The organism is Gracilimonas sp. (genome assembly GCF_031581265.1).
GTDB lineage: Bacteria > Bacteroidota > Rhodothermia > Balneolales > Balneolaceae > Gracilimonas.
The window spans coordinates 1-13,835 of record NZ_JAVLBQ010000010.1 but is presented as its reverse complement, the minus strand read 5'-3'; the positions used below and the strand labels follow the sequence as shown (position 1 = coordinate 13,835).

16 protein-coding genes and 1 tRNA gene are annotated in these 13,835 nt (G+C 38.6%); 15 read left to right on the top strand and 2 right to left on the bottom strand.

Going from position 1 to position 13,835, the window contains the following annotated elements:
• Together RI561_RS05515 and RI561_RS05510 are read right to left on the bottom strand one after the other, a co-directional pair.
• Complete coding sequence (locus RI561_RS05515) at nt 1-966, bottom strand: phosphoribosylaminoimidazolesuccinocarboxamide synthase (RefSeq protein WP_395079228.1); 966 nt, start codon at nt 964-966, stop codon at nt 1-3.
• Between the two features lies 1 nt (nt 967).
• Complete coding sequence (locus RI561_RS05510) at nt 968-1,981, bottom strand: LacI family DNA-binding transcriptional regulator (RefSeq protein ID WP_395079227.1); 1,014 nt, start codon at nt 1,979-1,981, stop codon at nt 968-970.
• Between the two features lie 203 nt (nt 1,982-2,184).
• Here RI561_RS05510 and RI561_RS05505 point away from each other — a divergent pair, with 203 nt between their 5' ends.
• From RI561_RS05505 to RI561_RS05435, 15 genes are all read left to right on the top strand, one after another.
• Nucleotides 2,185-3,159: a phytoene/squalene synthase family protein gene (locus tag RI561_RS05505; protein WP_395079226.1), complete on the top strand. Its 975-nt coding sequence runs from the start codon at nt 2,185-2,187 to the stop codon at nt 3,157-3,159.
• Between the two features lie 68 nt (nt 3,160-3,227).
• The gene (gene accC / locus RI561_RS05500; RefSeq protein ID WP_395079225.1) at nt 3,228-4,718 is read left to right on the top strand and encodes an acetyl-CoA carboxylase biotin carboxylase subunit; all 1,491 of its coding nucleotides are present in this window, start codon (nt 3,228-3,230) and stop codon (nt 4,716-4,718) included.
• 6 nt (nt 4,719-4,724) lie between these two features.
• Nucleotides 4,725-5,663, top strand: a complete 939-nt coding sequence (gene murQ, locus RI561_RS05495; protein WP_395079224.1) for an N-acetylmuramic acid 6-phosphate etherase — start codon at nt 4,725-4,727, stop codon at nt 5,661-5,663.
• A gap of 140 nt (nt 5,664-5,803) precedes the next feature.
• Entirely contained in the window at nt 5,804-6,388 is a 585-nt protein-coding gene (locus RI561_RS05490) for a lysophospholipid acyltransferase family protein (RefSeq protein WP_395079223.1), read from the top strand.
• Nucleotides 6,385-7,062, top strand: coding sequence for a hypothetical protein (locus RI561_RS05485; RefSeq protein ID WP_395079222.1), 678 nt, complete (start codon nt 6,385-6,387; stop codon nt 7,060-7,062). Before RI561_RS05490 ends, RI561_RS05485 begins: the two co-directional genes overlap by 4 nt.
• Nucleotides 7,063-7,131: 69 nt before the next feature.
• A tRNA-Ser gene (locus RI561_RS05480) sits at nt 7,132-7,220 on the top strand.
• A gap of 59 nt (nt 7,221-7,279) precedes the next feature.
• Nucleotides 7,280-7,918, top strand: coding sequence for a 4'-phosphopantetheinyl transferase family protein (locus RI561_RS05475; protein ID WP_395079221.1), 639 nt, complete (start codon nt 7,280-7,282; stop codon nt 7,916-7,918).
• Nucleotides 7,919-8,016: 98 nt separating this feature from the next.
• Nucleotides 8,017-8,769: an AmmeMemoRadiSam system protein B gene (gene amrB / locus RI561_RS05470; RefSeq protein ID WP_395079220.1), complete on the top strand. Its 753-nt coding sequence runs from the start codon at nt 8,017-8,019 to the stop codon at nt 8,767-8,769.
• 1 nt (nt 8,770) lies between these two features.
• Entirely contained in the window at nt 8,771-9,631 is an 861-nt protein-coding gene (locus RI561_RS05465; RefSeq protein WP_395079219.1) for a Rossmann-like and DUF2520 domain-containing protein, read from the top strand.
• A complete protein-coding gene (locus tag RI561_RS05460; protein WP_395079218.1) occupies nt 9,628-9,975 on the top strand; it encodes an MGMT family protein in 348 nt (115 codons plus the stop codon). The genes RI561_RS05465 and RI561_RS05460 overlap by 4 nt, the downstream gene beginning before the upstream one ends.
• 105 nt (nt 9,976-10,080) lie before the next feature.
• Nucleotides 10,081-10,695 (top strand): redoxin domain-containing protein, encoded by a 615-nt coding sequence (locus RI561_RS05455; RefSeq protein ID WP_395079217.1) that lies wholly within the window; start codon nt 10,081-10,083, stop codon nt 10,693-10,695.
• Nucleotides 10,696-10,795: 100 nt separating this feature from the next.
• Entirely contained in the window at nt 10,796-11,176 is a 381-nt protein-coding gene (locus RI561_RS05450) for a 6-pyruvoyl trahydropterin synthase family protein (protein ID WP_395079288.1), read from the top strand.
• A 2-nt stretch (nt 11,177-11,178) separates the two neighbouring features.
• Nucleotides 11,179-11,826, top strand: a complete 648-nt coding sequence (locus RI561_RS05445) for a 7-carboxy-7-deazaguanine synthase QueE (protein ID WP_395079216.1) — start codon at nt 11,179-11,181, stop codon at nt 11,824-11,826.
• Nucleotides 11,827-12,092: 266 nt separating this feature from the next.
• Nucleotides 12,093-12,539, top strand: a complete 447-nt coding sequence (gene tnpA / locus RI561_RS05440; RefSeq protein ID WP_395079215.1) for an IS200/IS605 family transposase — start codon at nt 12,093-12,095, stop codon at nt 12,537-12,539.
• Between the two features lie 363 nt (nt 12,540-12,902).
• The gene (locus RI561_RS05435) at nt 12,903-13,616 is read left to right on the top strand and encodes an SDR family NAD(P)-dependent oxidoreductase (RefSeq protein WP_395079214.1); all 714 of its coding nucleotides are present in this window, start codon (nt 12,903-12,905) and stop codon (nt 13,614-13,616) included.
• Nucleotides 13,617-13,835: the final 219 nt, after the last annotated feature.

Sequence of the window (13,835 nt, the reverse complement as noted above, 5' to 3'; positions counted from 1 at the left end):
TTAATTAGAATGCTTATTTAAAATGTCAGTTAGCTCTTGGTCAAAATCTTTTACTGAAACAGGTTTAAATTCTTGGCCTGTAAGCATCTCAAACAATTCAGCATATCGCTCAAAAACTTCCATACGAAATTCATCGGGAAGATCGGGGAGAGTTTGTCCTTCTAACCCCTGAAAATTGTGTTCCATCAGCCATTCCCTTAAAAACTCTTTCGAAAGCTGTTTTTGCGGTTCCTCTTTCTCCTGTCGCTCTTGATAACCATCCAAGTAAAAATAGCGGGATGAATCGGTGGTGTGAACTTCATCTATAAGAGTTAGTTCTCCGTTATAAAGGCCAAATTCATATTTGGTATCCACTAAAATAAGCCCTTGTTCAGCGGCAACTTTAGTACCTCGTTCAAATATTTTAAATGCTACTTCTTTAATCTTATTCCATAAAGCCGGTTTAACAATCTTATTGGAAATGATTTCTTCTTCAGAGATATCTTGATCGTGACCTTCTTCGGCTTTGGTAGCAGGAGTGAGGATGGGGGTTGGGAATTTATCATGCTCTTTAAGTCCTTCAGGCAGGGCAACTCCGCAAAGTTCCCGTTTACCGGACTTATAAACTCTCCAGGCATGTCCTGTAAGGTATCCTCGCATTACCACCTCTATGGGAATAGTCTCACACTTTTTGGCGATGGTGACGTTCGGGTGGGGCACATCAATTACATGTGTTGGCACAATATCATTAACTTTGTCAAAAGAAAAAGCTGCAAGTTGATTCAGGATTTGTCCTTTGAAAGGTATAGCCTGCTTCATGATAAAATCGAAAGCCGAGATACGATCTGTTACAACGATCCCAAGTTTATTGTCACCCAAATCATAGACTTCCCGGACCTTACCTTTATACGGAGGGGAGAAATTAGGCAGATTGGTTTCAGTTATACAATTTTCAAGTGCTTCTTGAGTGGTAAAATTGGTATTCACGTTACTGTTTATTTTCGGTTGAGCCGCGTTTTACTAATACAGGATTAATGGTAGTTTGATAAAGTTCATCTTCCGGTTTTTGAATGATTTCGGCTAATCTTTTAGTGGCTTGTACACCAATAGTGTACATCTTTTGGTCAATAGTAGTCAGATCCAGATACTTACTCAACTTAATATTGTCGTAACCCATAATTGCGATATCTTCGGGAACTTTTAAGCCAAGTTTAGATAAGGCGTAAATAGCACCTACAGCCTGGGTATCGTTTGAGCAAAAGATAGCTTCCGGGAATTTGCATTGTTTATCATATTTATAAATGGCTTCAAAGCCTGCTTCTTCCGTGAACCCCCCATGTTTAGTGGTGTCTCCACTTTGGAAAAAATCCTTATCAATATTCATTTTGAAATTTTTAAGAGCATCTTTAAATCCTCTTTTACGTTCAGTTGAGGCATGAGATTCAACAATACTGGTGATCATACCGATGCTTTCAAAGCCCTGCTTAACCAAATGTTCGCCGGCTAAATATCCTCCTTTATAATCATTGAGCATAAAGTAATTATAAGAGGAATGAGCCGAGTTTACTAAGACAGCCGGAGTTTGAGTGGCTTGTATAAGCTCATGAACTTGGTCACTTACATCAATAGATAAAAGAATCACAGCATCAGCGGTACCACGGTCAAAGAAATTTTGCACGCCTTCTTCAGGATTCTTTGAACCGGTATTGTACAGCATGATATCAAGATCCATTTTTTTAATTTCATCTTTGACGCCTTTTAATACTTCATTAAAAAATGGCGTGGTGAAAGAGGGAACAGCAATGGCCAGCATTTGAGGTTGCTTACTGGCAAGCTTTCGGGCATTTACCTGGGGACGGAAGTTTAATTCCTTAATCGCATCATCAACCTTAATTTTCGTTGCTTTTGATACATTTTCTGACCCATTAAGAACTCTTGATACAGTTGAGATGGCCACTTCTGCTTTTTTTGCAACCTCATAAATTGTGACTTTTTTACTCATTTTGCCTGATTTATTTAAATATTTCAGTTATTATAACTAATAACCTAATTAAAATGTATTAAGTAAATATAACCATTTAGAATCTTCAAGTATAAATATCTTGGTCAACAATATTCAGTGAAAGATCAATTTAAATTTAATTAAAGTTCTCGGGAACTTTTTCTAAGAAAAATAAGCTTTAGCAAGAGAGTAAAAAATTTCAGATGACAAACATTTTTCACATACCATATCATTTAATACGCCCATTATACGAGAAAACTTCGTTTCACAAATCTGTGATAGAAGATCTCAATGATGATGGATTAAAGAATGCATATTCGCATTGTCGGTTTATTACGAGAAAACATGCGAAGACGTTTTACATGGCTACCCGTTTTTTACCCAATGAAAAACAACGTGGGATCTTTGCCATCTATGGCTTGTGCAGATATCTCGATGATTTGGTTGATGAAGCTGAAGATTTGATCACCGACAAAAAAATTACCGTAGATCAGGTAGATGAAAAGCTTAAACTTTTCAAGCAAAGGTTGGTGGATGTTTATGACGGAAAAATAGCTGAAGATCCTATCCTAACTGCCTTTGCTGATACGCTGAAGAAATACCAGATTTCAATTGAACTTCCATTTCTACTCTTAGAAGGAGTTCGAACAGATCTCATAAAAGACCGGTTTGAAACCTTTGATGAGGTATATGATTATTCCTACAAGGTGGCCTCAGTTGTTGGCCTAATGACCAGTGAAGTGTTTGGTTATGTTAATAATGAGGCCATTGAACATGCGATTGATTTAGGAATAGCCATGCAGTTAACGAACATATTAAGGGATGTTGGGGAAGATCTCAGAAGAGGAAGAATTTATATTCCCCAAGAAGACTTAATTGCATTTAATATTAGCGAAGATGAGTTATTCACTGAAACTGTTAGTGATAAATTCAAAGCTCTGATGGAATTTCAGATTCAGAGAGCCAGAGAGTATTACTTCAAAGCTGACTTGGGTATCCCAATGCTCTCAAGTGATAGTCGTTTACCGGTTTATTTAGCCCGGCATAACTATAGTCGTATTCTCAATAAGATTGAAGAAAACAATTATAACGTTTTTGATAATCGCGCTTACCTTAATTACACCGAAAAATTGTTCATGCTGCCCAAGGTTTTTATTGATTTAAAAACCGGGAGTTAAAATCTTTAATTAGCTTGGAGAATCTTGGCGTAAAGTCCTATCATTAGACAAAAACAAAACAGGATTTTATGGCTGAGATTAAAAAAATATTGGTAGCAAATCGCGGTGAAATTGCTCTTAGAGTAATACATACCTGCAAAGAACTCGGAATTAAAACAGTAGCAGTGTATTCCAGGCCGGATGCACACTCGCCGCACGTACTCCATGCGGATGAATCTGTGTTTATTGGGGAGGCCGCTTCTTCAGAAAGTTATTTGGTGATGGATAAGATTGTTGACGCGGTTAAAAAAACCGGTGCCGATGCTGTTCACCCCGGATATGGATTTTTGAGTGAGAACGCAGCTTTTGCGGAGCGATGTAAGGAAGAGGGTATCATATTTATTGGTCCTGAGCCCAAAGCAATTAGGCTGATGGGAGATAAGACAGAAGCTCGGGAGTTGATGAGTCAGCACAATGTTCCAACGCCTCCGGGACTTAAAAGTGAGCTGAAAGATATTGAAGAAGCCCGCAGTGTAGCTGATGAAATAGGGTATCCTATTTTAGTGAAAGCTGCTGCCGGCGGTGGTGGTAAGGGAATGAGAATCGTCCACAAAAAAGAAGAATTTGAGACGAGTATTAAATCTGCTAAATCTGAAGCCAAAAATGCATTTGGTGACGACCGAATTTATATAGAAAAATATCTCGAAGAACCCCGCCATGTTGAATTTCAGATTATAGCGGATACCCATGGTAATACCTTCCATGTTTTTGACAGGGAATGTTCTGTGCAGCGGCGCCATCAAAAAGTGATTGAAGAAGCACCTTGTGCATTATTAACGCCAGAATTACGGGAGGAAATGGCCAAGGCTGCTATAAAAGCAGCTGAAGCTTGTGATTACATTGGGGCCGGAACCATTGAGTTTTTGGTTGATAAACATCTCAATTTCTATTTCCTGGAGATGAATACCCGTTTGCAGGTAGAACATCCTGTAACAGAAATGATTTCCGGGGTTGATTTAGTGGCGATGCAAATATTAGTGGCAGAAGGTAAAGAGCTTCCTTTTAAACAAGAGGATCTGAAAATTAATGGTCATGCGATTGAGTGCCGTATTTATGCGGAAGATCCTGCTGATAACTTTTTACCAAGTACCGGATTATTGAAGAAGCATCGCGTGCCTACAGGCTCAGGAATTCGGGTTGATTCCGGAGTAGAGGAAGGGCAGAAGATTACCATCAATTACGACCCAATGATTTCAAAATTAAGTGTGCATGGCCCTAATCGAGAAATAGCACGAAAAAGAATGCTTCGAGCGCTTGATGAATACGAAATTGCAGGTTGCAAAACTACCATACCGTTTTGTGAATTTACGCTAAATCATCCGGCCTTTATAGAGGCAAAATATGATACTCACTTTGTGCCTGATCATTTCACCCCGGAAAAGATGCAGCCTGAACAAGATCAAGATGATGTAGCTCTGGCGGCGGTACTTCTGAAAGGGATCGATGAAAATTCCGGAGGTCCGGCACTGCAATTGGATGGTTCATCTGAAAGTATGTGGTGGAAAAACCGGAGGGAGTAAATCATTTTGAAATCACAAGCTTATAAAAAAAAGTTATTCAGCAAGCTGGAATCTCTTACTACGGAGGGACGGAATCAAAATACGCTGGAAATAGATTTAGCTTCACCTCTTGAAATTGCACAACTCATCAATGAAGAAGATAAAAAAGTAGCTACTGAGGTAGAAAGAAAGCTTCCGGTAATAGCTGATATTATCGAATTGGTAAGTGACGCATTTCAGCTGGGAGGGAGATTGTTGTATTTTGGAGCAGGAACAAGTGGCAGGCTTGGTGTACTTGATGCGGCCGAATGTCCTCCAACTTTTGGTGTTCCTCCTGAAAAGGTACAGGGATTTATTGCCGGTGGTAAAGAGGCGATGTTCGTAGCACAGGAAGGGGCAGAGGATTCTGAGGAGGTTGGGGCTGAAGCTGTTGATGACGCTCAAACAGCTCCACCGGATGTGGTTTGTGGGCTTGCTGCCAGCGGCCGAACTCCCTATGTACATGGAGCTTTAAAAGAAGCCACAAAGAGAGGATGCAAAACTGTATTAGTTACTACCGTTCCTTCAGCTCAGATTGATGTAGAGGTCGACTACCTGGTTGATGTTCAGGTAGGACCTGAAGTCATTATGGGAAGCACCCGAATGAAAAGCGGAACGGCTCAAAAAATGGTTTTAAATATGATTACAACCGGTGCCATGATTCGACAGGGAAAAATCTATGAAAATGTAATGGTTGACCTGATGCTTTCAAATGAGAAGTTGAAAGAGCGTGCGAAACGAATTCTAATGATATTTACAGGTATTAATTATGAACAGGCAGAGGAATATCTTTCTACATCTGAAGGACATGTAAAAACGGCTTTGATGATGGCTTTGGGCAATTTAGACGTTGAACAAGCACGAAACCTGTTAAAAGAAAACAACGGGTTTGTGCGAAAGGCACTTTTAAGTTTACATGAATTGTGATGAGAACACTGTTTGGTATTTTCGTATTTATATATTTTAGTTTTTTGTTTCTGCTTTTCTTCTTCCTAATCTCAGCAGTTTTCCTGGTGACTTTTCCTTTTGATAAGTATCGCAAGGCACCAAATTACACGTTGTCACTAATGGCGAAATGTATGATGATGGCAAGTCCATGGTGGAAAATTGAAATTGAAGGCACCGAAAAATTTGATTCGTCTGAGCCAACAATTTTTGTATGTAATCATCAAAGTTTTTTAGATATGCCCGTCATTTATCAGCTGCCCTGGAAAATGAAATGGGTATCAAAGAAGAGTTTAACATACATTCCGGTGATGGGTTGGTTGGTGTGGCTGACGGGACATATAACCATTAATAGAAAGAGTAGAACCGCGCTCAAGAAATTGGATAATTTAGTGCAGCCACTTAAGGATCTTGTTCCGGTGATGATATTTCCGGAAGGGACAAGGACAATGGACGGGGAGATTAAACCGTTTAAAAACGGAGCATTCCTTTTAGCTATGGAACATGGTTTTAATATTCAACCCATGGTTATTGACGGCGGACATTCTGCGATGCCCCCCGGTTCAGGTAAATTAAATCCGAATGTTACCTTCAAGCTAAAAGTTTTAGATGCTATACAACCCGATAGTTTTGAAAGCTTGACTGAAATAAAACAGCATGTCAGGTCTTTAATGATAGCTCAGTTAAAAGAATTGAGACATACTTGATCAAAAAAATAAGAGATATCTACTACGATGAATTTAAGCATGAGCACCGCTTTATGCTTTCGGTAGTTTTTATTGAGTTGCTATTATTATCCTTTATTTACTTTTGGCCTTCTCAAAGTATTGATCAAAACAATGAACTCAGTTTTGAGAGAGATGAGGTTACTTTCATAGAAAATGCAATTGTGACCCGTCAAAGTACAGCTCCGGCTGCACCACCAAAGCCCCAGGTTCCTGTACCGGTGCCTAATGATGAAATAATTGAAGAGGAGATTGACTTTCCTGAGTTTGAGGATGTGTTTGCAAAAATTGATGCCACCGGGGAGTTAGGAAAATCAAGTGTAGAGGGAGAAGGTGAGGTGGTGGGAAGCCCCGAAAATCCCCCGGGATTAGTACGAATTGTAGAACCAACAGTGCCTGATGCTGCAAAAAGAGCAAATATTAAAGCTTGGATAATTGTAAAATTTTTAGTGGGTACAGATGGAAATGTGGAAGACGCTTTTATCTCAGAGATTCGATTATATGAGGGTGATTCCTACGAAGTTGTAGATCAAATTGGATACGGTTTAATGGAAGCCACACTGGAGGCTGCCTTTAAATGGAAATTCAGGTCAGCCACAGATGACGGAAGGCGAGTAAAAACCTATGTAGAAGATAATTTTAATGTTGGCTTTTAATATCTTTGATATAAGTTTGAAATACCTCTATCTTAGGCGCCCTTCGACGGGCTATTCATCTACAAAAACGGAGAGGTGCCAGAGCGGTCGAACGGGCTCGCCTGGAAAGCGAGTGTGCCCCTTACGGGGTACCGAGGGTTCGAATCCCTCCCTCTCCGCATTTTTGCTCCTCTAAATCGATAATTCCATTCCCCAAAAAAATGGTTAATTTCTCAACATGGAACTAATCGATACTTCACATATTCCAAATTGGCCCGAACATGTTCTTTTGGCTTATAACGAAATGAATGATGTTGAAGGGATTGAAGTACTATCCGAAAAGGAGCGCAAAAAATTTCATAGTTTTAAAAGTGAAGGGAGAAAAGCAGAGTATCTGAATTCTCGAAAGCTTTTCAGATTTCTATTGGCTGAATTAGGTGCTGATCCTGACTCAGCTCAACTCTTAAAATATAATGGCGGTAAACCATACGGCATTTGTGGTGAAAATCATATGTATGTAAGCTTCACGCATACACCGGAAAAGGTATTTTGTGCTATTTCAAAAGAGATAGAACTTGGATTAGACTCTGAGGTGGTTAGCAGAAAAGTAAAGCCAAGAGTATTAAACCGTATTTTGAATAAAAGTGAAAGAGAAAGTCTCCATAATATTGATCCTATTGTTGTATGGACCATAAAAGAAGCAGCGGTAAAATTTCTAGGAACAGGTTTGGGCACTCACATGGATGATCATACAATTGTAAAAACTAAAAAAAACCGATATTCCGTAAGATTTAACGATGATAAGTTGATTGAAATTTGTAGTTTTAGGCAATCAGATCATCAAATAGCATTAGCTTATCAAAGCAAACATATTTGATACCAACATCGAAAGCTCGAAGAAGCCATTTCTTTAGATACAGGAAAGGTGTCTTCGAGCTTTTTTTATACATAAGCCATATATCATCAATCAGCACAATGAACGTAGAAGAACTTTCCAGCCAAGAGATTAAAGAGCATATCAAAAATGCAAAACATCTAAACACCAACTCAGAACATGTTAGGATGCTTTTTGTGCCAAATAATATCGATGAGGATAATTTTAGTGAGCTATGTGCCACGTATAAAACCGTTGTTAATCAAAAATTTGATACGGTTGTAGTTATTGAATCGTATACGGGGCATCTTCAAAAAAAACTGGCTATGCCGTCTAATAAAATGTTTGAAACCCGATTTGGAGAAGTGGCTGTTAATGACTACCTACGAAATGAATTTTGTGATGAGGAAGATGATTTCTTCATAGCTGATGAAGGATATAGCAAGGATATGAGCTTATATACACAGCTTCCAATTTTACAGGCATCTTTTGATGACTTTGATGTGGTAAGCCTGCAAATAGGGGACTACGACCCGGCTATAATTCGGGAACTTGCTTTCACTCTTGATGAATTATTACTCTATAAAAATGCACTCATTGTTTTTTGTTGTGATGTGCCGGCAAGTAATCCCGAAGAGCTCAAAAAATTACGCTCTCTTGTCGTAGATAATAATGAATCAGGACTCATGCATTATCTCAATAGTAATGAAAAAACCGTGAACGGAGCCCGGGCTTTTATGAGTGGAATTTTAGTAGCCCGTTCATGGGGATACGAAATTGAGTTATTAGATTACATAGAAACTGCTTCAAATATTTGCGGGTACGCCAAACGAACTCAACCTCAAATGGCATAACATGAAGAAAGATATCCCAATCACAATTATTGGTTTGGGACAAGTAGGTAAAGCATTTTTAAGAGTTTTATCGAAACAGGGATACCGTGTTGTTTCTGCTTTTAATAAATCTTCGATAGACTCATCTTTTCAGAAAGAATTCCCAAAAACGGAATTCAAAAAAGGAATTCCAGATGATTCTCATACTGAAGGAAGTTTTCTGATAGTAACGGTATCCGATGATGCAATAGCCGAAGTATCTCATACTATTGCAAGCAATTTGACTGAGACTGAAAATTCATTTGCCATACATTGTTCTGGAACCCATACTTCTGATTCACTTTCCCCCCTAAAATCAAGGGGATTTAAAACAGCTTCTTTCCATCCAATAAAAGCTATTACGCCCAACACGGATTCGTTCAAAGATTGTTGGTTTGATATGGAAGGAGATGAAGAACTTCTGAAAATGCTTGAGGATTTAGCAGAAACATTAGGTGCAAACTCTTTTCGGGTTGAGCCGGAAGCAAAACCTCTGCTTCATGCATCGGCAGTTGTAGCTTCCAATTACCTGGTCGTTTTGGCTGACTTGTTTACGAAAATTTCCTCTATGGGAAATATCCCGGAAGAAACAGCGATCAAAGCGCTTGCTCCATTGATGGAAAATACCCTGGAAAATATTCAGGAATTTGGAGTTGAAGGTTCACTCACCGGTCCTATTTCAAGAGGTGATGTATCAACAATAAAAGAACATATTGAGAAATTGGGTAGAGAGGGGGAAGTACTCAGTCTTTATAAAATTTTTGGAAGAGAGGCAGTTAAAATTGCTGAACAAAGAAACGGAGAATCAGGGGCTTTAGATCAAATAAAAGAGCTTTTAAAATGAGTGCTGTGGATTCGAGCGATTTTTATGAGAAGGTTTATGAAGTAGTAGCACAAATTCCACATGGAAAAGTAACTTCATATGGGGCTATTGCCCGGTTTTTGGGAGTTGAGTCCGGAGCCCGAACGGTTGGCTACGCTTTGAATAACTACAAAAGCTATGATCTGGATTTTGATATACCTGCCCATCGGGTTTTAAATAGGTTGGGGCAACTTACAGGGCGCGCTTATTTTGAAGGAGACACGATGCGAGAACGACTTCAACAGGAAGGCCTTACATTCAAAGAAAAATACACCGTGGATATGGATAAGCACTTTTGGGATCCATTCGCACTGGTTAATAAGTAAATAAATTTTACTGTTTCTTTTTTGAAGTGAAGTAAAATATGAAATGCCATAAGTATTATTAGTTTTAGATATATTGTGATGATTGTTTTAAATCAAATAAATGAAATGCGCGTTTATTTTTATTCATTCGTTTTCTTTATGACTCTTCTGTTGCCCGCTTGGGTGACCGCTCAACCCGGACCGGCACTAAATATTGGAGATCAGGCCCCATCGGTTGATTTGGAATTTTTGGATACATCGGGTCGTACATTATCACTTAATGAAATAGCTGATGATGGTGGGTTAATGGTTATTTTTTCGTCCAATACTTGTCCCTGGGTTGCCAAATCGGAAGATCGATATAATGCAATCTCCGGTATAGCCAGCCAAAATAATATTGGGGTTATTGCCCTAAATTCCAATCAACGAATTCGGGAGCGGGGAGAGTCGATGGAGGATATGAGAAGAAGAGCTCAAAAAATGAACTATTCTTTTCCATATGGGTTGGACGAGAATCATAACTTAGCAGATGCATTTGGGGCTACACAAACCCCGGAAGTTTTTCTGTTCAATGAAAATCTCACGTTGGTATATCATGGAGCTATTGATGATGATGCCAATAGTTTAAGCGGGGTCGATTCCAACTACTTGGACAATGCTATCAATCAGCTGGTAAATGGTGAGGAAATTTCTACAAAGAGTACAAATGTAGTTGGATGCAGTATCAAGCGAAATGAGTAATTTTCATTAAAAACCCGTAGTTTTAAGCCACGCCAAGATCGTGGCTTTTTTATTGAATGGTGATTTTGATTTTTAAATGCCCAAACAACTTTATCGAAGAATGCCAACCTGGACTTTACATACTCAATTTAAATTTGATGCTGCTCATTTCATTGATGGATATGATGGAAAATGCGGGCGCATGCATGGCCACTCTTACAAAGTAAAAATGACGGCCAAGTCTCATAAACTAAATCCCTCTCAATATCTTGATACCCCGGATATGGTTTGTGATTTCAAGGAATTGAAGTGGGCTGCTAAAGACTCAGAAAAAGGTGGGCTGGATCATGGGTTTTTAAATGAGCTGATTACCGAAAATACCACGGCTGAGCGGATTGCAGAATATATCCATAAAGAAACCAAAAGCAGAATCCCTGAGGGAATTGAACTTACCGTAAAGGTTTGGGAAACGGAAAACAGTTGGGTGGAATACACGGATTAAAAATGTTTAAAACCGAGCAAAAAGCAGATCTAATTTTAGAAAAAGATATTTGGGATGTTGAATATCCTATAATGGAACACTTTTATACCATTCAGGGAGAAGGAGCACACACCGGAAGAGCTTCCTATTTTATACGAACAGCCGGGTGTGATGTCAATTGTTGGTGGTGTGATGTTAAAGAAAGTTGGGAAGAAGAAGGTCATCCAAAGTTAACAGTTCGAGAATTAGTAAAACATGCCAAGGATAGTAATGCACCATTCGTCGTAATTACAGGTGGAGAACCTTTACTGCATGATCTTCTGCCTTTGACACTTGGTCTGAAATCAGCCGGACTCAAGGTGCATATTGAAACAAGTGGCTCATCTCCGCTTTCAGGCCAGTTGGATTGGATAACACTTTCCCCAAAAAGATTTAAAAAACCTACCGAAGAAGTTTTTTCATATGTTGATGAACTTAAAGTTGTAGTGCTTACAAACAAAGATTTAAAATGGGCTGAAGAAAATGCAGCTAAATGTCCGGAGGGCACTAAATTATTGCTGCAACCAGAATGGGAAACGCCCACGTCTGTTGATTTAATTGTCGGTTATGTGAAAGAAAATCCGGAATGGGGCATTAGCTTGCAGACGCATAAATTTTTGAAGGTGCCGTAAATACATGTAGTGTGTAGATAATTTAGGATATTGAATTTAATGAACAAAGAAAAAATCGTTAGAGGGATTGCTTGTATAGCATTCTCTTCCTGAAGGTATGCTACATGAATAACTCCGGTTGTAGTTTGCGCACCTAACAAAGCAACACAGCAACACTACGAAATGAAACCCAGAGCAGAAAAAGCTCCCAAATTTATGAAACTCTGGAGGGGGTTGAACTACATGTTTCAAAGGCTCATATTGTAAAATAATAATTGGGGATAAATATGAGTACCTATACACAACTTTTATATCAATTAGATTTCAGCACCAAAGAGCGCAAACCGGCTCTTACAAAACCGAATCGAAAAGAGCTTTATAAATATCTTTGGGGTATCCTTAAAAATAAAAACTGTCATTTATATCGGATAAATGGAGTAGAAAATCATTTACATATTATCACTCACATCCATCCAACGATTGGTATTTCCTCATTGATAAAAGATTTAAAAACATCAAGTAGCCGATATATCAAAGAGAAGCAATTATTCTCGGATTTTACAAACTGGCAGGATGGTTATGGTGCTTTTAGTTATAGTATTAAAGCCAAAGATCGACTTATTGAGTATGTAAAGAATCAGGAAGAACATCATAAAGAGGTATCATTTAGGGAAGAATACATTGCTTTACTAAAAGAGCATGAGATTGAGTTCAATGAACGGTATTTGTTTTGATCTTCTTGTTGAACCCCTACAGGGTTCGGCCTGTACCACGTTAGAACCCACGGGTTCCGTAGACTACGTCCACTGCACCCGTGGTTATTCATATGAAACCCCGTTCGGGGTTTTGCTTCGCGCATCCTGAAGGGATGGTACTTGAATAACTCCGGGTGTAGCTTGCGAAACCCGGAGCCTGGATCGCATCTAAATCTGCAACCCCAACGGGGTTGAACTAAAGCTTGTAATTGAGCTCGTTTGTTATCAGTTTAGTATAATTCATTATCCACATTTAAAATGAGTTTTAATAAAGCGGTTTTGTTATATGAACTTTAGATTGATAGTATTCCACTTTTGAATTCTTAAAAACAGATTATTTTTATGGCATTTCAATATTCATCAGTTATGATAACAGGGGGTAGTAAAGGAATAGGTTTGACAATAGCTAAAGTTTTCTCGCGGGAGACTGAACGCCCTATAATTTTATTGGCGAGAAATGAAAATGAACTCGCGAAGGCCAAAAAATTTTGTTTGAATGAGGGAGCGGTGGAGGTACATACTATTTCTGCTGACATAACAGACTCTTCTGCACTTTCTGAAATCGATTTTTCTTCTTTGAAAATTGGGATTTTGATTAACAACGCCGGTTCTTTTTTGTTTAAAAATCTTAAAGAAACTACCACAGAGGAATTTAGAGTACAGTTTAAAATAAATACGGAAGGAGCTTTTAATCTCACAAAACAATTATTACCTGAATTAAGAAAGAGTAACCGGGCATTAATTGTTAATATTTGCTCCGTAGGCGCGCTCAAAGGCTTAAAAGACAGCGGTGCTTACTCAATGTCAAAGCATGCTTTGTTGGGGTACACGAGGTCATTGAGAAAAGAATTGATGGGTACGAACATTGCGGTTACCGCCATAAATCTTGGGCAAACCTACTCAACTTCCTGGAAAGAAGTAGATATTGATCCTAATGAACTTATAGACCCTGAAGATGTAGGAAGGCTGATTGTATCTCTTACTAAATTAAGTCCAAGAAGTGTTGCAGATGAAATAATATTGACTCCAATTAACGGCGAAGTTGATCCGATGTAAATATTTATTTGGAAAATGGTTGTGGATTTCAAATTTTACCTCTCAATGCAATCCGCGTATAAATGAGTTACGTACTTGTATAAAACAAAAAGTCCTTACTAAAAAAGAAGATTTAATTAAAATTAAATTGACAATATTAAAAAAGGGTCTTATGAAGCAAACGAGTCAAAGCGGATCGTCTCTGAGTCGTTTAAGCAATATGTGATATAAGTTATGATT

Excerpts from the sequence above, each read along its gene's own strand:
- RI561_RS05510 (WP_395079227.1), bottom strand. The coding sequence starts at position 1,981 with ATGAGTAAAAAAGTCACAATTTATGAGGTTGCAAAAAAAGCAGAAGTG.
- RI561_RS05505 (WP_395079226.1), top strand. The coding sequence starts at position 2,185 with ATGACAAACATTTTTCACATACCATATCATTTAATACGCCCATTATAC.
- accC (WP_395079225.1), top strand. The coding sequence starts at position 3,228 with ATGGCTGAGATTAAAAAAATATTGGTAGCAAATCGCGGTGAAATTGCT.
- RI561_RS05490 (WP_395079223.1), top strand. The coding sequence starts at position 5,804 with ATGGCGAAATGTATGATGATGGCAAGTCCATGGTGGAAAATTGAAATT.
- RI561_RS05475 (WP_395079221.1), top strand. The coding sequence starts at position 7,280 with ATGGAACTAATCGATACTTCACATATTCCAAATTGGCCCGAACATGTT.
- amrB (WP_395079220.1), top strand. The coding sequence starts at position 8,017 with ATGAACGTAGAAGAACTTTCCAGCCAAGAGATTAAAGAGCATATCAAA.
- RI561_RS05465 (WP_395079219.1), top strand. The coding sequence starts at position 8,771 with ATGAAGAAAGATATCCCAATCACAATTATTGGTTTGGGACAAGTAGGT.
- RI561_RS05460 (WP_395079218.1), top strand. The coding sequence starts at position 9,628 with ATGAGTGCTGTGGATTCGAGCGATTTTTATGAGAAGGTTTATGAAGTA.
- RI561_RS05455 (WP_395079217.1), top strand. The coding sequence starts at position 10,081 with ATGCGCGTTTATTTTTATTCATTCGTTTTCTTTATGACTCTTCTGTTG.
- RI561_RS05450 (WP_395079288.1), top strand. The coding sequence starts at position 10,796 with ATGCCAACCTGGACTTTACATACTCAATTTAAATTTGATGCTGCTCAT.
- RI561_RS05445 (WP_395079216.1), top strand. The coding sequence starts at position 11,179 with ATGTTTAAAACCGAGCAAAAAGCAGATCTAATTTTAGAAAAAGATATT.
- tnpA (WP_395079215.1), top strand. The coding sequence starts at position 12,093 with ATGAGTACCTATACACAACTTTTATATCAATTAGATTTCAGCACCAAA.
- RI561_RS05435 (WP_395079214.1), top strand. The coding sequence starts at position 12,903 with ATGGCATTTCAATATTCATCAGTTATGATAACAGGGGGTAGTAAAGGA.